Below are 23,546 nucleotides of genomic sequence, written 5' to 3' on the forward strand. Positions count from 1 at the left end.
GCTTGGAATTGGCGCTCTCAGCTAATTTTTGCTAAGCTTTACTGCGGAAGGTTGTCCGAGCGGCCGAAGGAACTGGTCTTGAAAACCAGCAGGCGAAAGCCTCAAGGGTTCGAATCCCTTACCTTCCGCCATTGTAATGTCCTGACACGCCATTCACAGTTTTGTGGGCGTGTCAGGACATTCTCTTTTCCCCCCCATCACCGCTAAAAGTTACACCGCTGAGACGATTTTCGCTGCGTTTTCAAATCTCTGCGCGCTAGAATTAGGGTAAGCGTAATCGCGCTCTAAAACCCTTAAGATAGGCGGTAAAACATGGGACTCATTAAGGCTGTAGCGGGAGCCATCGGGGGCACGCTCGCGGATCAGTGGCTAGACTTTTACTCACTCCCTGACTCTCTCCCAGACACCGCAGCGTTCTTCTCCGCCGTTCCAAAGGGGCAGAATGCTGGGCGTGGATCAAACACTCGTGGGTCCGAGGGCGTTATCAGCAACGGCAGTAAGATTATCGTGCCTGACGGCTACGCACTGGTGCTGCTGCAGGACGGCGCCGTCACAGGGTTCGCGGCAGAACCTGGCGGCTACATCTGGGACAGCGAAGCAACCGACTCACAGTCAATCTTTGCAGGTAACGGCCTCATCAGTTCACTCATCAAAACCAGCTGGGAGCGCTTCAAGTTCGGCGGCCGCCCAAGCTCACAGCAGGCGGCGTACTACGTCAGCCTGAAGGAGCTACCAAACAACCGTTTCGGCACACAGAGCGAAATCTACTGGGATGATGCCTACATGAACGCCCAGGTTGGTGCGCTCACCCGCGGCACCTACAGCCTGCGCATTGTGGATCCGCTGCTGTTTGTAAAAAACTACCTGCCAGCAAGGTATCTACAGCCTGGCCAGGTGTTCGACTTCACCGACCTTGGTAACGACGCTGCCGAGCAGCTGTTTAACGAGGTTGTTGGATCCCTCTCGCAGGCGTTCTCGCTCTACACGAACGACCCATCAAAGGGTAACCGCATCACTCGGATTCAGCAGGACTCTGTCGGTTTTGCGCAGAGCCTCGCCGCAACCGTTGAGGCAAACTACCAGTGGAGTTCACAGCGCGGTTTAACCATCGTCAGCACCGCAATTATAGCGATCGAGTACGACGAGACAACCCGCGAACTGCTGCGCAACGTGCAGCGTGCAGACGCGCTCTCGGGTGCGCGAGGCAACTCGAACCTGCAGGCGTCAGTTGCGGCGGGATTTGAATCCGCCGGAGAAAGCGGTGGCGCAGCGGGTCTTGTAGGTTTGGGAATGGCAGCAGGAGGTGTTGGACTTTCCGGTCTGCAGCAGCCGGTTCCGGGGGTTGGCGCAAACAACACCGCTCAGCAGGCTGCACCAGCAGCAGCGCCAGCTGCTCCAGCATCTCCAGCGGCGCCAGCTGCCGCACCTGCGGAAGCGGTTGATCCCGTGCAGCAGCTCCAGAAATTCAAGGAGATGCTAGACGCCGGGCTCATCACCCAAGAAGACTATGACGCTGCTAAAGCTAAAGCGCTCGGCCTCTAGCCTGGCAGAGCACACCGACCAGGCAGAGTGATGGACAGCCCCCAGAACCCGCAGCCTGCTCAGGTGCCTGAGCAGGCTGCGGCAGAAAGCCAACCCGTAACGCAGGCACCCGCGCAGCCCGCAGCGCAGACCACAGCACCAGCACAGCCAGTACAGCAGGTTCAGCCCGCGGCACCCGCGCAGCAGGTGCAGGAGCAACCAGTGCAACCAGCTGGGCACAACGGGTTAAACAGGTGCCCGAAGTGCGGGTCCACCGAAATACAGCCAGTGCCGGCGACCGCGAACCTGATCTGCATGTTCTGCAGATACCAGTGGGAAGAACAGCAGCTGGAAACAGACCAGCCTGACCCGGAGTCGCTGTTTGACCTAACCGGCACACATGTTAGTCACGGATCCAGCAACATAGCGCCCGATTCGGCGGACATCATAACTCTGAAGTGCGGCGGTTGCGGTTCCGAGATTGTGATCGACACCGCGAACGCGCTGCACGCGAGATGTCACTGGTGCCGTAACACGCTCACCCTGAACGCGCAGATCCCCAACGGTGCTGTGCCTGATGCGGTGCTGCCTTTCTATTTGACGCATGAACAGGCTGTTGCGGCGGTTAGTAAGTTCGCCTCGAAACGGCGGCTGTTTGCGAACCGCCGGTTTATTAAAGAGTTTAAGCCGGAGAACGTGCTCGGTGTGTATCTGCCCTACCTGGTTATCGACAGCAACTCGAGCGCCGAACTGTGGGGATACGGTGAGCACCTGATCCGCAAATACACCGTGAAAAGAGGCGATGACACAGAGACTCGCTACGACGCGGATGTGTACCAGGTGTATCGGCAGATCGACTTCACAACCGACGATCTAACAATCGAGTCATCATCGCAGCGGGCGGACTTTAACAGCCCGGTCAACACCAACAACATTATTAACACGATCCTGCCGTTCGACACCGAGAACGCGGTTGTGTTCAACGCCAACTATCTCAGGGGCTTCACCTCTGAGAAACGCGACCAGGATGTCTCCGCCGTGCAGCCACAGCTGGAACACCAGCTGCTGTCGATCGCGCGCGCTAAAACAAACTCGACGCTCTCGTTCTATAACCGTGGAGTGAGATGGGAGCACGAGAAACTGCAACTGCACGGCACCAAGTGGGTTTCTATGCACCTGCCGGTTTGGCTCTACTCCTACTACGAGCGGAAGAGCAGCCACAGCGTTGTGCACTACATCGCTGTGAACGGCCGCACCGGAGAGACTATGGGCAGCGTCCCCGTCTCCTATCCGCGCCTTTTGACGGCGGCACTGCTGTCAGGCTCAATCGTTGAAGCAATAGCAATAATGGTGGCACTACTGTGATTACACTACTACTGACAAAAACCATCGCGGTGCAGGCGCTGCTTGCCCTGCAAACAGCGATCCCCGCCGATTCCTCATCAGATTCTAATCTGTGGATCCTGCTGGCCGGCCCCGCAGCGGGTGTCGGCGTCTACACCAGCATCTACCTCTACTACCGCAACACGGACAAGTCACACAGTTTCGAGACAGAAACCCGGGTGGCGCACAAACCCATCAACGGCAGTGACAACAAGGTGGACGAGATCAGAGGAACCGCCCGCGGTGAGATCCAGGGCAACAACGTTAACTCACCCAGGGTGCGCGTCAACCGCTTGCAGTAAGCGCAGCGCGTGGTGTAGCGAAGCGCGGGTCTATCGGGAATGGCGGGCTTGACCCCGATGTTAGAGAAAATGTCCTGACACACCCACAAAAACTGTGAACGATGTGTCAGGACATTACATGGCGGAGACGGGGGGATTTGAACCCCCGGTCCGGTTTAACCCAGACCCTTCATTAGCAGTGAAGTCCATTCGGCCGCTCTGGCACGTCTCCTCGCGTTTGCACGCGAAAACTATCTTAACACATAAACGCTGTGCTGTGACGGGGAGGCATAACAGCACTCAGCGAGTCACTAAACTAGCGCGTTCGCCCGCCTGAGCAGGTTGTGTCAGATGCTTTCTGCCCGGTAACATCCGCGAGCACATCGTCTGTGACAGGCGCTGTGCCGGAGCCATCAGAGGCGGTGCCAGCCGCTCCGCCGGTGGCGTTCGGATCCGCACCCGGATCGGTTGCTGCACCACCGGTGTCGCCAGTGCTGCCGTCTGCTGCGGTGCCCGGGTCAGCTGCGGAGGTGTCGACGCCCTCACCGGGGCCGCCGATTGTGAAGTCCTGGTCTGACAGGATCCGCGCCATCAGCTCATCGCCCGCAACCGTGTTCGGTGCGAGCCTGCCCTGCTGGTAGGGGTGATCGTAGCTTGGGTACTGCACGAAAGTGATGTTTTCGAGATCGATTTTGCGGATCGTCTCAGCCACCGCCTGCATAAACTCGACAGACGCCATATTGCTGTAGAGTGTCATGTTCTCAACAGCGGCTTTAGCGAGCGAGTACACCTTGGCGGGGTTACCGAGGGTGTCGGAGCTGCGGATTTGACGCATCATCGCCGCCATAAACACCTGCTGGTTGCTGATGCGGCTAACATCGCTGCCATCACCGACACCGTACCTGGTGCGCAGGAACTGCAGCGCTTCTTTACCGATCAGGGTGACCTCACCGGCTGGCAGGTTGAGTTCAGTGTTCGGGTCTTCAATCGGCTGGGTGAGGCACACATCAACGCCGCCGAGCGCGTTAGACATCGCGGTCACACCGTCAAAAGTGATTAGGCCAGCGTAGGGGATTGTGGCGCCGGTGAGTTCCTCAATGGTTGCAACCGTGCACGGCAGGCCACCATACTGCAGGGTTGTGTTGAGCTGCTGCTCAGACATTGCGGAGTAGAAGTTCTCTTCACCGTTCGGGCCGGGGCAGCTCGGGATTGACAGCATCAGGTCGCGAGGGAAACTAACCACGGTGGCGCGGGTGTGATCCGCTGAAATGCGCAGCAGCATTGTGACGTCGTTGAGTTCACCGAGCTCACCGTCATCAATCTCCTGGCCCTGGCGGGTGTCTGACCCGACCAGCAGCACGTTTAGTTCACCCTCGAGGGTTTTCGGAGCCTCAACCTTGGCGGTACCCTTTGGCGGTTCAATGGTTGTGACCTTGCTGCTGATGTCAAGCAGTGCGTAGGCAGCAACAGATACCAGGCTTAAGCCGAGCACTAAAATTCCCGTCAAGAGCCCTTTTATACCGTTGCGCAGCGAACTCGAGGGGCGCAGTTTACCGTGCCGGGCTGCGTGCAGGTTTGCCGCGGCATGTTTAGCTGTTTTTCGCACTTCCACTCCACTTGTCTATGTTTCTTAAATATAAAGATTACCGTGGAATTGACCGTGATTGCTGAGAGAGTGGGGATTAACATAGACAGTTCCCGTAAAATAGGTCTTTTGTGGGGGAAAGTTAGAACGCGATATCCACGAGAGATTTATGGTCAATTTTTTTAAGCATCAAAAGCGCCCAGCGCCCCTGTCGGGAACCGGTGAAGCGCACGGTAAATCAATCCTGATCGGTGAACACGCAGTGGTCTATGGCGCACCCGCGATCGCGTTCCCGCTGCACGATCTGAAGGTGAAAGCGACGGTGACAGGATCCGCCGCCAGCCACATCGACTCCGAGGTGTTCTCGGGAGCGATCACAATCGCCCCCGAGCGGCTCAGGCCCCCGCTCGCGGCAATGCACGAGGCCGCTGGCCGGTTCGGACTGGATCCTGACCGCCTGCACCTGCGAGTTAACAGTCCCATCCCGGTTGAGCGTGGACTCGGATCCAGCGCCGCCGTTTCAACCGCGATTGTGCGCGCCGTCGCTGACGCGGCAGGCCAAAAATTGACTGATTCGGAGCGGTTCGCGCTCGTGCAACACGCTGAGCAGGTTGCGCACGGCACCTCCTCCGGTCTGGACGCGCACGCGGTCGCCGCTGACACAGCGCTTCGCTTCCGCAGCGGCACCCCAACCCCGCTGCGCAGTAAAGTGCCGGTGACTCTCGTCATCGCGGACACCGGCAACCCCGGCAAAACCTCGATCGCGGTCGGCGGTGTTAGGCAGCTGCGCGAGAACCACCCCCGTTTCGTAAACGGTCTGATCGACAAGCTCGCGAGCCTCACCGACGGGGCTGAACGGGCGCTGCTGCTCGGAACACTTCCCGATCTCGGCCAGATTCTCACCGAGGCACACTTCACGCTTGATGAGCTCGGCGTCAGCTCCCCGGACCTAAACGCCCTGTCAAAAGCTGCCAGGGAGGCTGGAGCTTTGGGCGCTAAAATGACTGGAGGCGGTCTCGGTGGCTGTATTATCGCGCTGTCTCCAAACGCTGAGGCTGCGACCGAGATCGCTGAGCGGGTGAGCGCTGCTGGCGCTGCACGCACCTGGGTTTCAACCCTCGAACAGAACGTTTAATCCAAACCGGGAGTGGCAACAACAATGCGGGCAACAGCAATCGCTCACCCAAACATCGCGCTAATCAAATACTGGGGCAAACGCGATGAAGACCTGATTCTCCCGGTCGCAGGCTCCCTCTCCATGACGCTCGACACCGTCGCAACCCGCACAACCGTCACCCTCGGCGGTGAAAGAGACACCTTCACGCTGAATGGTGAGGCGGCGCAGGGTGGATCCGCGAGCAAGGTTTTTCGATTTTTAGACCGGGTGCGCAGCCTTGCGGGGTCGCACACCCCCGCCGCGGTTGTGTCGCACAATGACGCACCAACAGCTGCGGGTCTCGCGTCCTCAGCGTCCGGTTTTGCGGCCCTCGCGCTCGCTGCCAGCACCGCCTACGGGCTGGAGTTGACCCCGCGAGAGCTGAGCAGGTTGGCGAGGCGCGGATCCGGTTCCGCCTGTCGTTCGACGGTTGACCGGTTCGCGGTCTGGCACGCGGGAACAGATGACGAAACCTCCTACGCGGAACAGATCGACGCCCCGGATATGCGCATGATCGTCTGCGAGATTAACGCCGGCCCGAAAGCTGTTTCAAGCCGCGACGGGATGCTGCTCACCCGCGACACCTCGCCGTTTTATACCGAGTGGGCGCCGTCAACGGAGCGGGCGCTGGAGCGGATGATTGCGGCCTGTCAGGCGGGCGATTTTACGCGGATCGGTGAGCTCACCGAGCTGCACGCGATGCGGATGCACGCACTCACGATGACAACAGAACCGCCGCTGCGCTACCTCGCACCGGCCTCCTTTGCAGCCTTCGATGCGATCGCAAAACTTCGCGCGGACGGGGTTGAAGCCTACGGCACCGCAGATGCTGGCCCGAACGTTGTCGCCATCTCACGACCCGCTGACGCTGAGCGGGTGGCCGCGGCTCTCAGCGAGTTCGGCAAAACCCACATCGCCGCCCCGGGCCGGGGCGCATACCTGGCGGCAGACGGCAGCGGCGAGGCAGCCTAGTGGTGCGGGTGAGCGTTCCGGGCAAACTGTTTCTTGCCGGAGAGTACGCAATCGTGGAGCCCGCACACAGCGCGGTGCTGGTCGCGGTTGACCGGTTTTTAACCGTTGAACTAACAGCAACCGACGGTGAGGCGTCTGGCGGCGAGGGGCTCGGAGGCGAGGAGCTCGGCGGCGTCGTTGAATCCTCTGAGTACGGGGCGAATCCGCTCAAATGGCACCACACTAAGAAGGCGGCCGCCGACACAACCGCGGCGGCGGTTGAGTTTCTTGGGGAGCGCCGCGACTATGTCACAGCGGCTCTGCAGACCTGCGAAAAACTTCGCGCTGAGCGGGGGATTTCACCGCGCGGTTACGATCTGACGATCACCTCCAAGCTGAACGGCGATAACGGCGACAAGCTTGGGCTCGGCTCGTCGGGCGCGGTTGTTGTGGCTATTGTTGCGGCACTCAGCGAACACTACGGCATGGGGTTGAGCACCGCGGAACGGTTTAAGGTTGCGCTGCTCGCTGCCGCACAGATTTCCCCGCAGGGCAGCGGCGGCGACATTGCGGCGAGCACGCTGGGCGGGTGGATCCACTACCGCAGCCCCGATCGCAGGCAGGTGCTTGAGGACTACGCGACAGGGTCGGTTTCGGCGGCGCTCAGCAGCAGAGGCTGGCACGGTTCAGCGGCGTACTCGCTGCCCGCGCCAAAGCAGACCCACCTGCTTGTTGGGTGGACGAAAGCGCCCGCGCTAACCGACAAACTGGTCGCCAACCTGCAGCAGCGCACACCCAGAAACAGTCCGGTCTACGCCGATTTTTTGACCACCAGCGAGCACGCTGTGACCGAGCTGGTGACCGGTATTGTGACCGATAACGGGGAGCAGATCAGCGGCGCGATTGAGCTTGCGAGACAGAACCTGGCGACGCTCAGCGACGCGGCCGCGATCACGATTGAGACACCAGCGCTGCAGCAGATGCGGGAGCTTGCCGCGGCGGTCGGTGTTGCCGCAAAAACCAGTGGCGCCGGGGGCGGCGACTGCGCGATCGCGTTGCCGGCGGATCCCGCAAAACACGACGCGGTTGCTGCGGCGTGGCAGCGCGCAAACATTTCAGTGCTTGACCTCAGCGTTGCTGGCGCAACCGACGGCGCGGGTCAGATAGGGAGCGGGGAGAGTTTTGAGCTTTAACGAGACAGGCGGATCAGGTACCCCAGACCAGGGCAGTCTGCCAGGCCAGGGCAGTGCTCCGGAGCAGAGCGACATCGCGCTTGCCGCATCCCGCAAAGAGGACCACATCAGGTACGCGCTGCAGCAGCAGGCCGCTGCGGCGGGCGGCGGGGGAGTCTCCGCCGCTGGAGCTGCCGGAGCGGGGGATCGCGGATCCACCCCGCACAACGACTTCCAGGACATCGAGTTTCTGCACCACGCCCTAAGCGGCATCAACCTCGCCGATGTTGATCTCGGGGTTGAGGTTGCCGGGATGCGCTGGCAGACACCGCTCTACATTAACGCGATGACGGGCGGCACCGACACCGCGCTGCACATCAACACGGTGCTCGCCGAGGCGTGCGCGGCGACGGGTGTTGCGATCGGGTCAGGATCGGTTGGCATGGCGCTCGACGACCCAGACTGCGCAGCAAGCTTCCGGGTGCTGCGTGAGCGCAACCCGGACGGGCTGGTGTTCGCCAACATCGGTGCCGGGCGGCCGGTGGATCACGCCCTCCGCGCGGTCGACCTGCTCGCCGCCGACGCCCTGCAGGTCCACGTCAACGCTGTGCAGGAAACGGTTATGCCCGAGGGCGGCAGGGATTTTGGCAACTGGCTTCCACTGCTCGCGGAGATTGTTGAGCGGGTACAGGTGCCCGTGATTGTGAAAGAGGTCGGCTGCGGGCTGAGCGTGAAAACGCTGCGGCAGCTTGCCGAGATTGGGGTGACGGTTGCGGACGTGAGCGGCACCGGTGGCACGAGTTTCGCGGCGATTGAGGCTGCTAGGCGCAGCGACAGTTTCACTGACCTGAACGATTTTGGTCAGTCGGCGGTGTGCTGCCTGCTTGACGCAGCTGCCGCGCAGCTGCCGTTGACGCTGCTCGCCTCGGGCGGCGTAAAAACCCCGCTCGACGTGGTAAAAGCGGTTGCGCTCGGGGCAACGGGCGTGGGTGTTGCGGGCAGTGTTTTGCCGTTGGCAGTTTCCGGAGATGCTGAGAGTGTTGCAGAGCATCTAAAATGGATGCAACAGCGCACAAAAGAACTGTTTGCGCTGCTGGGTGCAAACTCTGTTTCGGCAGCGCGTCACTGTGACGTGCTGATCCGCGGCAGGGTGCGCGAGTACTGTGAGCTGCGAGGGATCAACGCTCAGGCGTACGCCCAAAGATCTTAACGGTTTATCGAGAATAGCGCGGTGCAAAACATGGCAACTCCTGAAACACTTATCACGGGTATCCCAACCAGCTGGGTTGGCCCGCTTAGGATCACAGGCAATGTGCTTAATGAAGAGGTCAGTGTGCCGCTTGCCACCTACGAGACACCGCTGTGGCCGTCGGTTGGTCGCGGGGCGAGCATCTCTCGCATGCTGGATGACGGGATCCGCGCCACCGTGGTTGATGAGCGGATGAGCAGGTCGTCGGTTTTTACGGCGGTGGATGCTGCAACAGCGGTCGACGCGGCGGTAACAATCGAGTCGCGTTTTGCCGAGCTTGCCGAGCTGGTGTCGCAGCGTAGCCGCTTCGCGAAGCTTCTGGAGATCCACACCGAGGTGGTTGGTAACCTGCTGTTTGCCAGGTTTGCGTTTAGCACCGGTGACGCTTCCGGTCACAACATGGCAACCGCGGCCGCTGAGGCGATTATGGGGCGCGTGCTGGAGTGGGGGATCGGTGTCGCTTACGGGTCAATCTCGGGAAATTACTGCACCGACAAGAAACCGTCCGCGGTTAACGGGATTCTCGGCCGTGGTCGCCGCACCGTCGCCGATATGCTGATCCCGCACGAGATTGTTGCGCAGCGGCTGCGCACAACCGCCGCCGAAATAGTCGCGCTAAACACGCAAAAGAACCTTGTCGGCTCAAACATTGCCGGTTCGCTCCGGTCAGCAAACGCCCACTACGCCAACATGCTGCTCGGGATTTATCTTGCGACCGGTCAGGATGCGGCAAACATTGTTGAGGGATCACAGGGCATCACCTACGCGGAGGAGCGCGAGGAGGGTCTCTACTTCTCCTGTACGCTGCCGCACCTGATCGTTGGCACGGTCGGTAACGGCAAGCATCTGCCGCACGTTCAGCAGAACCTCGATAAAATGGGTTGTGGAGATGATCGTGAGCCCGGGCAGAACGCCCGCCGGCTCGCCGCGATCACCGCCGCTACCGTGCTGTGCGGTGAGCTGTCGCTGCTTGCAGCGCAAACCAACCCTGGTGAGCTGATGGCAACCCACGTTGCTATGGAACGCCAGCCTCAGAAATAGGAGTTTAGCTGCGCGATGGCTGTTGGCATTATTGACATGGAGATGGCAAGCACACACAACTGTGTGACGCTTGACACGCTCGCTGAGGCAACCGGGGTGGATCCAAACAAGTACCGCTTCGGGCTTCGGCAAGAGGTTTTCAGCGTCCCCGCGATCGACGAGGACGCGGTCACGGTCGGCGCAACCGCCGCGCACAGGCTCCTGGAGCGCACCGGATCTGACGGGATCCGCACCCTCATTTTTGCCACCGAATCGGGCGTTGACCAGTCAAAATCTGCTGGGCTGTTTGCGCAGTCGCTGCTTGATTTGTCACCGAACCTCAGGGTTGTTGAGATGAAGCAGGCCTGTTACTCTGCAACGGCGGCGCTGCAGTTCGCGCTCGGCCTGGTCGCCCGCAACCGTGATGAGCGGGTGCTTGTGATCGCCGGTGATATTGCGCGTTACGCGGTTGATACGGCTGGGGAGCCAACGCAGGGCGCTGGCGCTGTTGCGATGCTGGTGGGGGCGGATCCGCAGCTGCTGGAGATTGAACCGGTTAACGGTGTCTGGTCAGCCCACATCGATGATTTTTGGCGGCCAAACGACCTCAGCACCCCGCTTGTTGACGGCGCGCTCTCGCTTGATGCCTACCTCGGTGCGTTCACCGGTGCGTGGGAGGATTTCACAGCCCGCGGCGGTGCTGCGCTCTCGGAGATTGACTATTTTGTGCACCACCAGCCGTTCACGAAGATGGCGGTGAAAGCCCACAATCGTCTAGCTGAGCACACGGGTGTGAAACTTGGTGCGTCACTGGTTGAGCCGAGCCTTAGCTACACCCCGGTCTTCGGCAACACCTACACCGCTTCCCTCTATCTCGGGTTGCTGTCGCTGTTGCACAGCGACATCGACCTGACCGGCAAACGGATCGGGCTCTACTCTTACGGCTCGGGCGCCGTCGGCGAGTTCTTTACCGCGGTTGTGAAGCCCGGCTATCGGGAGTTTTTGCGTCCCGAGATTGTGCGGCAGACGGCGGATCAGCGCACCCCGCTCGACTACGAGGCATACCGTGCTCTGCACGCGGCCCACGAGCGCGGCAGCCAGGTGGACTACCAGAACCCGCGCGTTACAAGCGCGCCTTTCCGGTTCGGTGGTGTCAGCGGCGGTGCACGATTTTATGAGAAAACGCTAAAGTAACCCCCAACCTAGCTCGTTAAACTTAAACCATGACTGACGAGCAGCAATACGACCCGACCGCCAAGGATATGGCGCAGATGGAGCGTATTGCTAATCGCTTCTCAAAAACCATGAAGCGGTGGCGTGCCGCCGTCGCTGAGAAGCCGTGGCTGTTGCTCACCTACCGGATCGGGCTGTGCATCGTCAGCTCGCTTGTGATTATTGCCGGTATTTTAATGCTTGTTTTGCCGGGCCCCGGCTGGTTGACGATCTTCCTCGGGCTTGCGATGCTCGGTTCCGAGTTCGCGTGGGCGCGCAGAATCCTCAGCTGGCTGCGGATGCAGGTGCGTGCCTGGTGGCAGCGCTATCAGCAGTGGCGTGCCCGGCGACGCAAGGCGAAAGCGGCCCGCAACACCGAGAAGCGCTAAACTGCCTGAGAGCGGGGGTGTGTGGATCCACTCGCCACCGCCTAACACAGCTTGCTGCCAGACGGACCCGCCCGCCGACTAGTTGAGGTCCGGGCTTGGTGCCGGGCCAGAAACCACCCGCACGTCAGCGTGGTAGTCATAGCGGTAGCCGGATCCGCGCACGGTGCGCACAATCCCGTGATAGGCGCCGAGCTTGGTGCGGAGGCGACGAATGTGCACGTCAATGGTGCGTGGCCCAGGCACCTCGGCTTCGCTGCTGTCTGCCCAGAGGCCGGCGATAACGTCCTCGCGGGTGAGGGTTTGACCCTCGCGCAGGATAAAGAACTGCAGCAGCTCAAACTCGCGGTAGGTAAGGTTGCCGAGTTCGCCGTCGAGCAGGATCTGCTGGCGCGAGAGATCAATCACTACACCGCTTTTGGGATCGCCTTTGCGCTGCTTGTTGCGGCTGGCGCGCGCTGCTGGCTCGCCGAGCGCGATCCGGGTGACGTCGAGGTTGCTGCCGCCGAGGTCCTGCGGTGCGAGCGCGAGCGCTGCGTAGCTGGTTGCGGACGGCGCGAGCGCTGACAGGTGAGCCTTCAGCTGGTTCACCAGGTCGGCTAGTTTGGTGTCTGCGCCAAGCTGTTCAGGGGTGACGCCAACGTAGAGCGCAAAACCGCGCACCTCGGTGCCCTCCGGGAGTCCGGCGGTTGGGGCTGCTGGCAGGTTGGCGAGATCTGGGCGAGTTGTTTCGATTGTGTTGCTCATTATAAATACCTTGTGAGTCTTAGTGCGGCCTTGTGTGGATCCGCGTGATACTGTGCCGGGTAGCTGATCCGGCTGGAGGGCGGTGTTAGAAACCGCGAGAATAGCTGGGTGGGTTGAATTTGTTAGGCGCTAACCCGACAGTACGCACTGCTACGGCGGCACATCATCATGCCGGATACTCCAGAGGTCACCTCGCCGATGCACTGGATTGATGTAGCAATAAGAGTCATAGCTTATAGATTAGATTACTTTTCGTTATGTTGTCAAATCGCGGCCGCCGCCCCGCGATTTTTGGGTGGATCCGCTGGTCAGTGCCGGTTCGCTGGCTCGCGACGCAGCCAACCCGTTGCAGTCGGAATACTCGGCGGTGCGCTGCTACTCGGCGGTGCCGTAGAGTCGGTCGCCCGCGTCCCCGAGACCGGGGACGATAAACGCCTGCTCGTTGAGCCCCTCATCGAGCGCTCCGAGCACAAGCTTAACGTTACGGCCGCCAACGGTGTCCTGCAGCTTCTCAACACCCTCCGGGGTGCCGAGCACACAGATTGCTGTCACGTCATCAGCGCCGCGCTCGAACAGGAACTCGATTGCGGCGGCGAGGGATCCGCCCGTGGCGAGCATCGGATCCAGCACAAAACACTGGCGACCCTGCAGACTCTCTGGCAGCCGCTCGGCGTAGGTTGTTGGCTCGTGGGTTTCTTCGTCACGTACCATGCCGAGGAAGCCAACCTCGGCGGTTGGCACGAGCCGGGTCATACCCTCAAGCATGCCGAGCCCGGCGCGCAGAATCGGCACGATCAGCGGCAGTGGCTCGCTCAGTTTCACACCGGTTGTTGTTGCCACCGGGGTGACAACGGTTGTTGGTGTGACCCGCACCTCGCGGGTAGCCTCGTAGGCGAGCAGCGTCATCAGCTCCTCGATCAGCTGTTTAAAGGTTGGTTGCGGTGTTTTATGATCCCTTAAAACACTCAGCTTGTGGGTAATCAGCGGATGCTCTGCAACAAAAACCTTCATGCCTCTAAGTCTACTGCGATAGCCTAGAAGCAAGCTGTTGAAACGAGACGATGAACCCAAATAGCACCGAGACAACCATGATCCGCACCGCGATGACAATAGCGGAAGCGGCGACCGCGCACGGCGATGTGCCCGTCGGCGCCGTAATCGTTGACGGCACCGGGCAGGTGATCGCGAGCGGGCACAACACCAGGGAGCGGGACGACGATATTCTCGGGCACGCGGAGATTAACGCGATAACCGCGGCGATCAAACACACCGGCAGTCGGGTGCTTGGCGACTGCACACTGTTTATTACGCTCGAACCGTGCGCGATGTGCGCGGCGGTGATTGCATCGGCGAGAATCCCGCGGGTTGTGTTCGGGGCGTGGGACGAAAAGGCGGGCGCCGCCGGCAGTGTCTATGATCTGCTGCGGGACGGCAGGCTGCCGCACCCGGTTCCGGAGGTGGTTGGCGGGGTGTTAGCGGACGAGTGCGCCAGGCAGTTAAGCGACTTCTTCAGCGGGCTGCGGCCTAGTCGTAGCTGAGGGTGACGATTGAGCTGGTGGACGGTGCCGCGTTCGGGTCGCAGTAAACATCCGGGGTGATAAACACGTGCTGCGCATCCGGCAGGGCGCGGCGCACCCGACGCTCCGCGAGCGCAACCACAATCGACACGTCACGCATTGTGAAATCAACCGGCAGCGAGATCTTCGCCCCAACCAGCACCGTGTCGGCATCGACGCGGTACGCAGAAACTCGAATCACACGGTCAATCTGCTTCAGCTCATTAAGAGCAGCCTCAATCGCGGCAACATCCTCAACGGTTACTAACACTTCTTCAGCGCTCATGGTTACCCCTCCTTGTTGGCCCGCAAAATCAGGAACAGGCCAGCCAGTATTTATCGCCAAACGGGTATCTAAAACCCGCATATAAACCCGTGCAGCAGAGCTGAGCCGCTGTGCAAAAGCTTTCTCACCTAACAGTAATAGTTTCGTCTTAAAATTTGCTTATGACAAAACGCATAGCTATTCTCGGTCTCGGCTCAATGGGCGGTGCGATCCACCGCGGTCTAATCGCGGCGATGGGGGAGCAGGATCCGCCCGTTATGGTCACCACCAACTCTGCCGCCAGTGCCGCGAAAGCAGCTGAACTGCCGCACACAAGCGCTGCCGCTGTCAGCGAAAATCCGGAGGCGAACCGCGAGGCTGCGGCGGCTGCCGACACCGTGATTCTGGCGGTGAAACCGTGGATGATTCACGACCTGATCGGTGAGATTAGCGATGTTTTGCGACCCGGCACAGCGGTTATCTCGGTTGCGGCGGGCATCACCGTTGAGTCGATGCAGCGGCTACTCCCGGAGGGCGTGATCGCACTTCGGGCGATGCCGAACACGCCATCACACATTGGCGCGGGCGTGACCGGTGTGGCCGCGGCCGAGAGTTTTGAGGGCGGGCAGCTGCCCGAGCTGGTTGCGGCCGCGCTCGCCGATGCGGAGACAATCTTTGCGCGGGTTGGGGCGGTTGTGACGGTTCCCGAGTCACAGATTGACGCGCTCAGCGCGGTTAGTGGATCCGGGCCAGCCTACCTTTTCTGGTTCGTTGAGGAGTTTATTGCCGCCGCCGGCCGGCTCGGTTTCGACCGGGAGACGGCGAAGGTGCTGGCGCAGAACACGGTCGTTGGCGCAGCGAAGCTGCTAGAGAGCACGGGCGAGGACGCGGCAGCGCTACGCCGAAAGGTGACCAGTCCGAACGGCACAACCGAGCAGGCTGTCACCCGGCTGCAGGCCGGGGGAATACCGGAACTTTTTGACACGGCGTTGGGCGCGGCGATTACGCGAGCTCGAGAGCTCGCGGCGGGCTAGTGCGGGCACGCGGGAGCGCGCTAGCGCGCTAGCGCGCCGGGGCGTGCGCCCCGGGGCGTGCCCGCGCAAGCCAGCAGGCTAGCCCGCGGGGCTAGCCCATCGCCGCGAAACGCTCAACGTTGCTGTTGGATCCGGCCACCACAATCTTGTCGTGTTTACCAACAACCGTGTCGGGTGTTGCGTAGGTGAACGGCTGGCCGGGTGATTTCACACCAACAACGGTAACCCGGTGCCGTGTTCGCACCGCTGACTCTTTCAACGGCACTCCCTGGATTGAGCGCGGCGGATACATTTTCGCGAGCACAAAATCGTCACCGAAGTGGATGTAGTCGAGCATTAGGCCGCTCACCAGGTGCGCAACTCGCTCACCCGCCTCAGCCTCCGGGTAAACAACGTGGTGGACACCGATCCGCTCCAGGATTTTACCGTGGGATGCAGAGATTGCTTTCGCCCAGATTTGGGGGATGCCGAGATCCACCAGGTTGGCGGCGACGAGCACGCTCGCCTCAATCGAGGAACCGACAGCAACGACGGCGACCTGGAAATCCTGTGCGCCGATCTGTTTCAGTGCCTCAATATTGCGGGCATCCGCCTGTACGGCGTGGGTAACGCGATCCGCCCATTTTTGCACCAGAGCCGGGTTAGTGTCAACCGCGAGCACCTCACGATCCTGGCGGTCCAGCTGGCCGGCGGTTGCGGCGCCGAAGCGTCCGAGTCCGATAATTAAAACCGGTGTGTCATGCGAGATTCTAACCAACGATCGGCCTTTCTTCAGGGTATGTAAAGAGTCTAGAGCGTTTTGTTGCGGCGACCGCGGTTGCGAGCGTCACCGTGCCGACACGGCCAGCCCAAATGGTTGCCGCGAGAATCAGTTTCGCGGATGCCGGTAGCTCCTCGGAGAGACCGGTTGACAGGCCACAGGTGGCGAATCCACTAATCACCTCAAACAGCACACGGTCGAGCGGTTCTGAGGTGATGTGGCTGATCAGTACGGTCGCGGTTGTCACGATTGTTGCACCCCACAGCACAACCGACACCGCAACCCGCAGCACCGGCGCCGGGATACGACGGCCAAACGCCTGAATGCCGTCGTAGCCGCGAGCCTCAGACAACGCCGCCAAAAACAGCACCGCGAAGGTTGTCACCTTGATACCCCCGGCGGTTGAAGCGGATCCACCCCCGACAAACATCAGCATGTCGAGCAGCAGGTGGGTTGAGCCGTGCATCTCGGCCGGGTCGATAATCGAGAAACCACCGGAGCGGGTCATCACCGAGGTGAAGAAGGAGTGCAGCATGGTCTGGCCGAGGTCTTGGGAGCCGAGCGTTTGCCGGTTGTCCCACTCCAGCGCGGCGATCAGCAGCCAGCCGCCAATAATCAGGATCAGGGTTGTTGAGAGGGTGAGTTTTGTGTGCAGTCCGAAACGCTTGTGGGTGCTCCAGCCGCGCTGTGCCAGATAGCGCCACAGTGCGAAGATAACGGGGAAGCCGATACTGCCGAGGAACACTCCGACGGACATAACGCCGAGCATGTAGGGGTCGCCGATGAAGCGATCCATCCCGTCCGGCATTGGCACAAAACCGGTGTTGGTGAAGGTTGTGATCGCGAGATAGCCGCCGTACCAAAGACTGTGCAGCGGATCGTAACCGGCGAGCATGAGTCGCGGGGCGAGCAGCACAAACAGCGCAAGCTCGATCACGAAGGTGCTGATTGCGATAGAGCTGAGCAGTCCCCGCATTTCTCCGAGGCGGATCGCGTCACCCTGCGCGAGTTCGGAGCCGCTGCGCTGCGGGGAGGAGGCGTCACTCGCCGCCATTAGCCGCTGTTTCAGACCGAGACGGCGGGTGACGGTGAGGCCGAGGATGCTCGCGAGGGAGAGCACCCCGATGCCGCCGATCTGGGCGCCGATCACGATTGCGATGTCGCCGAACAGGGACCAGTGGGTTGACATGTCGACGGTGCTGAGACCGGTCACACAGATTGCGGAGACGGCTGTGAACAGCGCGTCTACGAGCGGTGTGACAGTGCGTGAGTTTGTCGAGATCGGTAGCATCAGCAGCGCCGTCAGCAGCAGGATCAGGAAACTGAACACGATAATCGCGAACCGCGCGGGTGTGTTTGAGAGCGCACCTTTTAACGCACTGCGTCCTGACCGGACGGTGCTGGCGGTGTGGCGTCTGCGGGTAAACATGATCTGCTCGGGATTTTATTCTTTAGAATTTGCCTGAAAAAAATGCTGTGCCTTGCAATCGTACTCCTAAATCACGATAGCCTTAAACTATGTCTGATATTTTTCACGTAATTGCTGATGCCACCCGTCGCGATATTTTGGTTGCGCTGCTGACTGAGCTGGAGCAGGGTAACGAGATCCGCGTCTCCGATCTCGTTGCTAAACTGGAGATCAGTCAGCCGACAGTGTCGAAGCATCTGAAGGTGCTGCGTGAGGCGCAGCTTGTGACCGTGCGTGAAGAGGGGCAGAGCCGCTTCTACACGCTCGACCCGGAGCCACTGCAGCTCGTTGAGGACTATGTGCTGCCGTTCACAACCTCCGGCCTTGAAACCGATGTCACGGTTGAGTACGTTGATGAGAACGGCAATCTGCTTTCCGAGGGGCTTTTGTCGGGTGGATCCGCCAGCACCGAGACTGTTTTACCGGAGTATGCGCGCGAAGCCGCCAGTAATCTTGGGCGTGCAGCGGCCGCAACCACAACCGGTGTGCGGGAGTTGGTTGCCCGGATGCGTTTCAAGAGCTAGCGTTTTAGGCCAAGAAAGTTTTTAAGCCTGGCCGCGCTCGCCGTGACTATTCAGCAAAGCTACAGTAAGATTGATAGATAGCGCACGGTTTCACGTGCGATAACTTGTTGTCTGGGTTCCACATCCGTGGGGCACTCGTTTAACTCGAGGTGAATTATGGGTTCAGTAATTAAGAAGCGCCGCAAGCGTATGTCAAAGAAGAAGCACCGTAAGCTGCTCCGCAAGACACGTCACCAGCGTCGCAACAAGAAGTAGCTGAAGTTTTAAGCGCTTAAACCATTAAAACCCACGCCTTTTCAGGTGTGGGTTTTGTGGTTTCTGTCGTTGCTGCTGCGCCCCGTGCCCGCCCGTGCCCGCCCTGCGTCGTGCCCGCCCTGCGTCGTGCCTGCCCGCGCAGCACACACTGCGCCGGGCGGCATAACCTCTGGATGTAACGGTTTTGTAAAACTTTGTGTGAATCCCCTGAGCTTTAAGGTTACGCACTGGTAGGCAGACTAGATTAAGAGTCGAACTTTCGCCGCTTGCGGGTTAAGGCAGGCGGTGTTTTGATTTTGGCGATGATATTTAAGGTGAGGAACAATGCAAACTGTTGAGCTCACACTGGTTGGCAAACCCGAGTGCCACCTCTGTCAAGACGCTAAAACCGTGGTTGACAGGGTGCTCGCGGCAGCCCGGGAAAACAACATCGACATCACCTACTCTGAGATCAATATCCTAGATGATGAGCAGGCGGCCGCAGAGTACGGCGAAGATATCCCGGTTGTGCTGTTGGGTGGTAGACCCTACGCTTCCTTTTACGTCTATGAAGACAAGCTCGCCTATGCCATAATTGATGAACGTGACAGGTTACTGCGTCGCAGCAGGAGCCTTTTCGGGAGAATTTTTAGAAGATAGATTGTAAACACTGCGGAGATGACAGGTAACTCAAAGGCAGCGTCGCAGCAGAGTACAACGGCACAGGCCGAGTCACCACCGGTCGAGGCTCGGGAGGCTGTTAGCGCAAACGGTGGGTCAGCAGAGCACAACCAAAAGGTGATGTTCCGTGTCACTGCCCCCGGCTACCGCTACCCAAAGTGGAAATACTGGCTGCCGATGTTGAGCACCGCCTGCAGCGATGCCACGCTGGTGAGTCTGCCGGTGCTACTCGGTGTGATTATTGACACATTCGCCTCTGGGCGTGCGGACCAGGCTCCGCCGCTGCTTGCCGCTCTCGTGTTCATTATCCTGTTTGTTGCGGTTAACGAGTTCATTGGGTTCGGGATTTCCATCAGGTTCATTCAGGAGCTTGCAAGAGACTGGCGTGGTTATGCCGCCGAAAAGATTAAACACCTGGGTGCGAAAACCGATCCGGGCGAGGTTATCTCGGTTGTAAACAAGGACTCTGTTACTATCTCGCAGGTGGTTTATGCGCTGCCAGACCTGGCTGGCGGGATTATGCTGACCATCGTTGGGTCGGTGCAGCTGTGGTTGATTGATCCGCTAGTTGCCGTGGTTGGGATTACCGGCATGCTGATTGCAATTATCCTGATCACGCTGATCACGAAAGCGCTGGAGAGCCGGGTTGAGAAACGACGCGAGGCGGCGGGGATTAACGCCTCCCGCACCGCGGACATCGCAACCTCGCTGCGAACCATCGCCGGTCTTGGTGCTGGCACTGAGATGTTTCGGCGCTACCGCAAGTCGGCGCTCAAGCTGCGACAGGCCAATCTCGCATACAGCAGGGTTTCTGTGTGGATCAACGGGGCGAGGCTGTTCCTCCTCGGTTTGATCATGCTGCTCGCTGTTGGATTCGCACTGCGTGGAAAACAGGATGGTGGGGTGTGGGTTACCGAGGTGCCGCCGGGTCAGCTGGTTGCTGTTGCGGGTGTTATCACGATGATGTCCGGTTCGTTGTGGGTGCTGGAGTTTGTGATGGTGTCGATTCGTAACGCGAAAACCTCTCTCCGGCGGATGCAGCGGCTCGCCGACAGTGCGGAGGCGAACCGCACTAACGGTCTGAACGGTGTTAACGGCCTGAACGGCAGCGGATCCACCAGCGAGGCCGTGAGCGCGTTCAACCCCGCGCCGATTATCGCCGCGGCTGGGGCAATAAACTATCTGGATCCGCGCGACTATGCCCTGACAGCGCAGCAGCTTTCTGAGCAGCTGACCGCGGCACTGCGACTGCGCAATCCCGACGATCGGGTGCTGTTAAGCCAGTCAAACGATTACGTGTTTGAGGGCACGCTCGCTGAGCACCTGCAGCTTGGCACTGACGGACTGAGCGAGCAGACGATGATGGGGCTGCTGGAGATTACGGAGTCGACCGAGATTGCGTGGCGGCTTGGCGGATCCACCCCGGAAGAGTTCTTGGCGGCTCGCATCACCTCGGAGGGCGCGAATCTCTCGGGTGGGCAGCGGCAGCGGCTTGCGCTCGCCAGGACGCTCGCACAGGGTGCGGCGGTGATAGTGCTGGCGGAGCCGCTTAACTCGGTTGATGAGCCGAGCCAGAAATACATCTATGACAGGCTTGAGATGCTGGTTGGATCGCCGGGGTTGCTCCAAAAAACCAGGCAGGTTTATGTTGTCAGCACAACCGCTGAGGCGCAGCGGAGAGCCGGTGCAGCGGAGCGCAGCGGCGCAGCAGAGCGCGGCGGCGCGGCAGATCGCAGCGGGGAAGCGGGTGAGTGAAACTGTGGCGGCGATAAACAGCGACAAAACCGAGCGTGAAACAGCACAGCAGGGCCAGGCATCTGCCCTGCCGATGCTCGGCCAGAAAGCGACCTGGCTGAGAATCGCAAAATACGCGATGCGAACCCCGTGGCGTCTCGCCTACACTATGACCCTGTTCTTGTCCGCGTCACTGATGAGCGTCTTCGTGCCGATTGTCATCGGCCGAGTGATTGATGATGCCGTCAGCGGCAAACTAACTGAGTTCCCGCTGCTGCTTTTAACCATGATCTTTGCGGTTGTGTTGCTGCGGGCGGTGCTGTTGATGATGGCGCGGTATCAGGAGGAGTTCGTGGGAACCGCGATCCACCAGCAGATGGGGCTTGACGCGGTTGATGCGGCGCTGCAGTTGAACGCCCAGACGATCGAGGATTCCGGTTCGGGCGATCTGGTTAACCGGGTCACCAACGATCTCGATGCCGTTCACCAGAACGTCACCAACTATCTGCCGTCACTCATTTACATCTCGATCTACCTGGCGGTGCAGCTGGTGACGGTCGTGGTCATCAGCCCGGTGATGGGTGTTGTGATGCTGCCACTGGTTATCGGTATGTGGCTGGTGCTGTGGCAGATGCTGCCGCGGATCGCGAAACGCACCGAGATTGCCGCAACCGAGACATCGACACTGGTCACCCGCGTCACCGAAAACGTGCGCGGTTTAAGCACCGCACGCGAACTCGGGATTGTTGAACAGCGGGAGGAGCTGCTGAACCGGCAGAGCGAGGCTGTTTACCACGCTACCTCACGCACTATTCGGCTGCGGGTTGTGATGAACGCTTCCGTCAGCATTCTTGCCTATCTGCCGCTGCTGTTTGCGATCCTGTTGGGTGCTTTCGCGGTTTCGCAGGGTTGGACCAGCTGGGGTGTGATCTCCACTATCTCCCTGATGATCTTCAGCATGTACTGGATGATCACAGAGTTTGGTTATTCGCTTGATAAACTGCGTGAGGCCGCGGTTGTGATCGGCCGGGTGCTCGGCATTATTGGGCTTGCCGAGGAGCAGATCGCCGCCCGGGAGCGGGTTCTCGCGAAACAGGCCACCGCTGGTGCTGGCGGTTCCGGTGCAGCTGGTGGATCCGCCACCGCTGCCGCCACTCTCGGCGCCGCTGACACCGCCGCCCTCGACACTGCTGTTGCCGTTGCTGACCTCGACTACGGCTACACCAGCTCACACCCCGTAATCAACGATCTCAGCCTGACAGTGAGACGTGGCGAGTCTCTCGCGCTCGTCGGCAGGTCCGGCTCGGGTAAAACCACGCTCGCCCGGTTAATCGCGGGGTCCCTCAGTGCTGACCACGGCTCGGTGATGGTGCTCGGCGGTGAGGTCGGCCACGGCAGGTTCCCAACCGATCCGCACAGTGACGGCAGGCCGAAGCTGCTGATCTGCACACAGGAGGCGCACCAGTTCGTCGGCACCCTCGCAGACAACCTTACGGTGGTGAAACCGAACGCCAGCGAACCCGAGATGCTTAACGCGCTCACAGCCGTTGGCGCTAACTGGGTGAGCGAACTGCCGCAGGGGCTCAACACTCTGCTCGGCTCAGACGGTTACGAACTAACCCGCGACCAGGTGCAGCAGATGGCGCTGGCGCGCATTATTTTGGCGGATCCACACACCGTCATCCTGGACGAGTCAACGACCCAGCTGGAGTTCGCCCCCGCCGCCGAATCCGTGCAGGCGGTTATGCAGGGCAGGGCGGTTATTATCGTCAGCCACGATGCGCGAATCGCGGGGCTGGCGGATCGCGCTGTGTTACTGGACGAGGGGAAGATCATCACTCAGGGTACCCCAGCGGAGGTGTTCGGGCGCCTCTAACCAGAGTGTTTGAGTTTCTAAAAGCTGAGCGCTACAATCTAATTAATATCTGCTAAGCCTGCAGTAACCCCCTGTATGTTAAGCGAAGGAGCTGGCATGATAAATAAGCTTTACTACCTCATGGCGGGGCTTATTGCTGTGTTGTGTGCGATGATCGCTGCTCTATATACATTGACAGAGGACACGTCTTTCCCGTTGAACACTAACTACGCTGTTAGCGTGAGCAGTGGAGAGAGTAAACTTTCTAAGACCGAACTTATAGAGCATTTTAATTCGTTTGTTAGCGAGCATGACGTTGAAGTCTATAAAGTCGCAGCGGATCAAGCAAACTTTATTGGAGGGCGGAACCTTTTTTACTTTGGGGATGATCACTCAGATGATGGGAGCCGGTTAGACTGGTTTAACCCTGGACTTTGAGGCAAACTGTATCACGCTGACAAGCTTCAAAACATCCCATTTGATGGCCAGTTTGCGATACACACTGACGATAACGGCAGAGCTGCCTTTGCCCAGATGTGCGAGACTCAGCAGTTGGAGTGTTATATTCAACCGTTTAAGCAGCTGGACGTACTGTGGTTTGCGCTGTTCAATACAGGGGCGTGGATCCCAACCGCAGCGGTTGCGTTGTTAATCGCCGCTCTAGTAACGGCCTGGGCTGTTCTGAGGGGGCCCGTTTTTAGGTCCAGGCGTTATTAGAGTTTTTCAACCCGCCACCTGCTGTTGAGCAAACTCTCTCGGAGTGAGATAACCC

General features: G+C 59.9%; 24 protein-coding genes and 2 tRNA genes. 19 read left to right on the forward strand and 7 right to left on the reverse strand.

Annotated elements, in window-relative coordinates; translation table 11 throughout:
• The first annotated feature begins 45 nt into the window (after positions 1-45).
• The 4 genes from EII30_RS07005 to EII30_RS07020 all read left to right on the forward strand — a co-directional run bounded on the left by EII30_RS07005 (position 46) and on the right by EII30_RS07020 (position 3,206).
• Positions 46-131, forward strand: a tRNA-Ser gene (locus EII30_RS07005).
• 181 nt (positions 132-312) lie between these two features.
• The gene (locus EII30_RS07010) at positions 313-1,542 is read left to right on the forward strand and encodes an SHOCT domain-containing protein (protein WP_124886621.1); all 1,230 of its coding nucleotides are present in this window, start codon (positions 313-315) and stop codon (positions 1,540-1,542) included.
• 30 nt (positions 1,543-1,572) lie between these two features.
• A complete protein-coding gene (locus tag EII30_RS07015; RefSeq protein ID WP_124886622.1) occupies positions 1,573-2,886 on the forward strand; it encodes a TFIIB-type zinc ribbon-containing protein in 1,314 nt (437 codons plus the stop codon).
• A complete protein-coding gene (locus EII30_RS07020) occupies positions 2,883-3,206 on the forward strand; it encodes a hypothetical protein (protein ID WP_199731593.1) in 324 nt (107 codons plus the stop codon). The genes EII30_RS07015 and EII30_RS07020 overlap by 4 nt, the downstream gene beginning before the upstream one ends.
• A gap of 119 nt (positions 3,207-3,325) precedes the next feature.
• Here EII30_RS07020 and EII30_RS07025 read toward each other — a convergent pair.
• Both EII30_RS07025 and EII30_RS07030 read right to left on the reverse strand, forming a co-directional pair.
• A tRNA-Ser gene (locus EII30_RS07025) sits at positions 3,326-3,417 on the reverse strand.
• An 84-nt stretch (positions 3,418-3,501) separates the two neighbouring features.
• Complete coding sequence (locus tag EII30_RS07030) at positions 3,502-4,692, reverse strand: LCP family protein (protein ID WP_233569434.1); 1,191 nt, start codon at positions 4,690-4,692, stop codon at positions 3,502-3,504.
• 247 nt (positions 4,693-4,939) lie between these two features.
• Between EII30_RS07030 and mvk the strand changes: the two genes are divergently transcribed.
• Genes mvk through EII30_RS07065 form a run of 7 tightly spaced genes read left to right on the forward strand, consistent with a single transcriptional unit; the run spans position 4,940 to position 11,919 of the window.
• Positions 4,940-5,905, forward strand: coding sequence for a mevalonate kinase (gene mvk / locus EII30_RS07035; protein ID WP_124886623.1), 966 nt, complete (start codon positions 4,940-4,942; stop codon positions 5,903-5,905).
• Between the two features lie 24 nt (positions 5,906-5,929).
• Positions 5,930-6,898 carry a diphosphomevalonate decarboxylase gene (gene mvaD, locus EII30_RS07040; protein ID WP_124886624.1) on the forward strand — a complete coding sequence of 323 codons (969 nt, stop codon included), beginning with the start codon at positions 5,930-5,932 and terminating at the stop codon, positions 6,896-6,898.
• The gene (locus EII30_RS07045; RefSeq protein WP_158608681.1) at positions 6,898-8,070 is read left to right on the forward strand and encodes a phosphomevalonate kinase; all 1,173 of its coding nucleotides are present in this window, start codon (positions 6,898-6,900) and stop codon (positions 8,068-8,070) included. The genes mvaD and EII30_RS07045 overlap by 1 nt, the downstream gene beginning before the upstream one ends.
• Positions 8,060-9,259, forward strand: a complete 1,200-nt coding sequence (gene fni, locus EII30_RS07050; protein WP_233569437.1) for a type 2 isopentenyl-diphosphate Delta-isomerase — start codon at positions 8,060-8,062, stop codon at positions 9,257-9,259. The genes EII30_RS07045 and fni overlap by 11 nt, the downstream gene beginning before the upstream one ends.
• Before the next feature lie 30 nt (positions 9,260-9,289).
• Positions 9,290-10,339 carry a hydroxymethylglutaryl-CoA reductase gene (locus EII30_RS07055; protein WP_124886643.1) on the forward strand — a complete coding sequence of 350 codons (1,050 nt, stop codon included), beginning with the start codon at positions 9,290-9,292 and terminating at the stop codon, positions 10,337-10,339.
• Positions 10,340-10,354: 15 nt separating this feature from the next.
• Complete coding sequence (locus EII30_RS07060; protein WP_124886626.1) at positions 10,355-11,512, forward strand: hydroxymethylglutaryl-CoA synthase; 1,158 nt, start codon at positions 10,355-10,357, stop codon at positions 11,510-11,512.
• Positions 11,513-11,541: 29 nt separating this feature from the next.
• Positions 11,542-11,919 (forward strand): TIGR02611 family protein, encoded by a 378-nt coding sequence (locus EII30_RS07065; RefSeq protein WP_124886627.1) that lies wholly within the window; start codon positions 11,542-11,544, stop codon positions 11,917-11,919.
• A 78-nt stretch (positions 11,920-11,997) separates the two neighbouring features.
• On the opposite strand, the gene EII30_RS07070 is transcribed toward EII30_RS07065, so the two are convergent.
• A complete protein-coding gene (locus EII30_RS07070; protein ID WP_124886628.1) occupies positions 11,998-12,663 on the reverse strand; it encodes a winged helix-turn-helix domain-containing protein in 666 nt (221 codons plus the stop codon).
• A gap of 375 nt (positions 12,664-13,038) precedes the next feature.
• Positions 13,039-13,674, reverse strand: a complete 636-nt coding sequence (gene upp / locus EII30_RS07075; protein ID WP_124886629.1) for a uracil phosphoribosyltransferase — start codon at positions 13,672-13,674, stop codon at positions 13,039-13,041.
• A gap of 50 nt (positions 13,675-13,724) precedes the next feature.
• Here upp and EII30_RS07080 point away from each other — a divergent pair, with 50 nt between their 5' ends.
• Positions 13,725-14,201, forward strand: coding sequence for a nucleoside deaminase (locus EII30_RS07080; RefSeq protein ID WP_233569438.1), 477 nt, complete (start codon positions 13,725-13,727; stop codon positions 14,199-14,201).
• On the opposite strand, the gene EII30_RS07085 is transcribed toward EII30_RS07080, so the two are convergent.
• On the reverse strand, positions 14,188-14,505 hold the full coding sequence (locus EII30_RS07085; RefSeq protein ID WP_124886630.1) for a hypothetical protein: 318 nt from the start codon (positions 14,503-14,505) through the stop codon (positions 14,188-14,190). The genes EII30_RS07080 and EII30_RS07085 overlap by 14 nt on opposite strands.
• Positions 14,506-14,666: 161 nt before the next feature.
• On the opposite strand from EII30_RS07085, the gene proC reads away from it, so the two are divergent.
• Positions 14,667-15,518 (forward strand): pyrroline-5-carboxylate reductase, encoded by an 852-nt coding sequence (proC, locus tag EII30_RS07090; RefSeq protein ID WP_124886631.1) that lies wholly within the window; start codon positions 14,667-14,669, stop codon positions 15,516-15,518.
• 91 nt (positions 15,519-15,609) lie between these two features.
• On the opposite strand, the gene EII30_RS07095 is transcribed toward proC, so the two are convergent.
• The gene (locus EII30_RS07095; RefSeq protein WP_233569439.1) at positions 15,610-16,275 is read right to left on the reverse strand and encodes a TrkA family potassium uptake protein; all 666 of its coding nucleotides are present in this window, start codon (positions 16,273-16,275) and stop codon (positions 15,610-15,612) included.
• Positions 16,268-17,707, reverse strand: coding sequence for a TrkH family potassium uptake protein (locus EII30_RS07100; protein ID WP_124886632.1), 1,440 nt, complete (start codon positions 17,705-17,707; stop codon positions 16,268-16,270). Before EII30_RS07100 ends, EII30_RS07095 begins: the two co-directional genes overlap by 8 nt.
• Positions 17,708-17,796: 89 nt before the next feature.
• On the opposite strand from EII30_RS07100, the gene EII30_RS07105 reads away from it, so the two are divergent.
• The 6 genes from EII30_RS07105 to EII30_RS07130 all read left to right on the forward strand — a co-directional run bounded on the left by EII30_RS07105 (position 17,797) and on the right by EII30_RS07130 (position 23,212).
• Entirely contained in the window at positions 17,797-18,270 is a 474-nt protein-coding gene (locus EII30_RS07105) for a helix-turn-helix transcriptional regulator (protein WP_124886633.1), read from the forward strand.
• A 156-nt stretch (positions 18,271-18,426) separates the two neighbouring features.
• Positions 18,427-18,525: a 30S ribosomal protein bS22 gene (locus tag EII30_RS07110; RefSeq protein WP_005504750.1), complete on the forward strand. Its 99-nt coding sequence runs from the start codon at positions 18,427-18,429 to the stop codon at positions 18,523-18,525.
• 324 nt (positions 18,526-18,849) lie between these two features.
• Positions 18,850-19,164, forward strand: coding sequence for a glutaredoxin family protein (locus EII30_RS07115; RefSeq protein ID WP_124886634.1), 315 nt, complete (start codon positions 18,850-18,852; stop codon positions 19,162-19,164).
• An 18-nt stretch (positions 19,165-19,182) separates the two neighbouring features.
• Positions 19,183-20,940, forward strand: coding sequence for an ABC transporter transmembrane domain-containing protein (locus tag EII30_RS07120; protein WP_124886635.1), 1,758 nt, complete (start codon positions 19,183-19,185; stop codon positions 20,938-20,940).
• On the forward strand, positions 20,870-22,795 hold the full coding sequence (locus tag EII30_RS07125; protein WP_158608682.1) for an ABC transporter ATP-binding protein: 1,926 nt from the start codon (positions 20,870-20,872) through the stop codon (positions 22,793-22,795). The genes EII30_RS07120 and EII30_RS07125 overlap by 71 nt, the downstream gene beginning before the upstream one ends.
• A 96-nt stretch (positions 22,796-22,891) precedes the next feature.
• Complete coding sequence (locus tag EII30_RS07130) at positions 22,892-23,212, forward strand: hypothetical protein (RefSeq protein WP_124886637.1); 321 nt, start codon at positions 22,892-22,894, stop codon at positions 23,210-23,212.
• Positions 23,213-23,546: the final 334 nt, after the last annotated feature.

Source organism: Leucobacter sp. OH1287, from assembly GCF_003859945.1.
Classification (GTDB): domain Bacteria; phylum Actinomycetota; class Actinomycetes; order Actinomycetales; family Microbacteriaceae; genus Canibacter.

What these genes read in the sequence shown, in the direction of transcription:
- EII30_RS07010 (WP_124886621.1), top strand. Translation starts at nt 313, where the DNA reads ATGGGACTCATTAAGGCTGTAGCGGGAGCCATCGGGGGCACGCTCGCG.
- EII30_RS07015 (WP_124886622.1), top strand. Translation starts at nt 1,573, where the DNA reads ATGGACAGCCCCCAGAACCCGCAGCCTGCTCAGGTGCCTGAGCAGGCT.
- mvk (WP_124886623.1), top strand. Translation starts at nt 4,940, where the DNA reads ATGGTCAATTTTTTTAAGCATCAAAAGCGCCCAGCGCCCCTGTCGGGA.
- mvaD (WP_124886624.1), top strand. Translation starts at nt 5,930, where the DNA reads ATGCGGGCAACAGCAATCGCTCACCCAAACATCGCGCTAATCAAATAC.
- EII30_RS07055 (WP_124886643.1), top strand. Translation starts at nt 9,290, where the DNA reads ATGGCAACTCCTGAAACACTTATCACGGGTATCCCAACCAGCTGGGTT.
- EII30_RS07060 (WP_124886626.1), top strand. Translation starts at nt 10,355, where the DNA reads ATGGCTGTTGGCATTATTGACATGGAGATGGCAAGCACACACAACTGT.
- EII30_RS07065 (WP_124886627.1), top strand. Translation starts at nt 11,542, where the DNA reads ATGACTGACGAGCAGCAATACGACCCGACCGCCAAGGATATGGCGCAG.
- EII30_RS07070 (WP_124886628.1), bottom strand. Translation starts at nt 12,663, where the DNA reads ATGAGCAACACAATCGAAACAACTCGCCCAGATCTCGCCAACCTGCCA.
- upp (WP_124886629.1), bottom strand. Translation starts at nt 13,674, where the DNA reads ATGAAGGTTTTTGTTGCAGAGCATCCGCTGATTACCCACAAGCTGAGT.
- EII30_RS07080 (WP_233569438.1), top strand. Translation starts at nt 13,725, where the DNA reads ATGAACCCAAATAGCACCGAGACAACCATGATCCGCACCGCGATGACA.
- EII30_RS07085 (WP_124886630.1), bottom strand. Translation starts at nt 14,505, where the DNA reads ATGAGCGCTGAAGAAGTGTTAGTAACCGTTGAGGATGTTGCCGCGATT.
- proC (WP_124886631.1), top strand. Translation starts at nt 14,667, where the DNA reads ATGACAAAACGCATAGCTATTCTCGGTCTCGGCTCAATGGGCGGTGCG.
- EII30_RS07100 (WP_124886632.1), bottom strand. Translation starts at nt 17,707, where the DNA reads ATGTTTACCCGCAGACGCCACACCGCCAGCACCGTCCGGTCAGGACGC.
- EII30_RS07105 (WP_124886633.1), top strand. Translation starts at nt 17,797, where the DNA reads ATGTCTGATATTTTTCACGTAATTGCTGATGCCACCCGTCGCGATATT.
- EII30_RS07110 (WP_005504750.1), top strand. Translation starts at nt 18,427, where the DNA reads ATGGGTTCAGTAATTAAGAAGCGCCGCAAGCGTATGTCAAAGAAGAAG.
- EII30_RS07115 (WP_124886634.1), top strand. Translation starts at nt 18,850, where the DNA reads ATGCAAACTGTTGAGCTCACACTGGTTGGCAAACCCGAGTGCCACCTC.
- EII30_RS07120 (WP_124886635.1), top strand. Translation starts at nt 19,183, where the DNA reads ATGACAGGTAACTCAAAGGCAGCGTCGCAGCAGAGTACAACGGCACAG.
- EII30_RS07130 (WP_124886637.1), top strand. Translation starts at nt 22,892, where the DNA reads ATGATAAATAAGCTTTACTACCTCATGGCGGGGCTTATTGCTGTGTTG.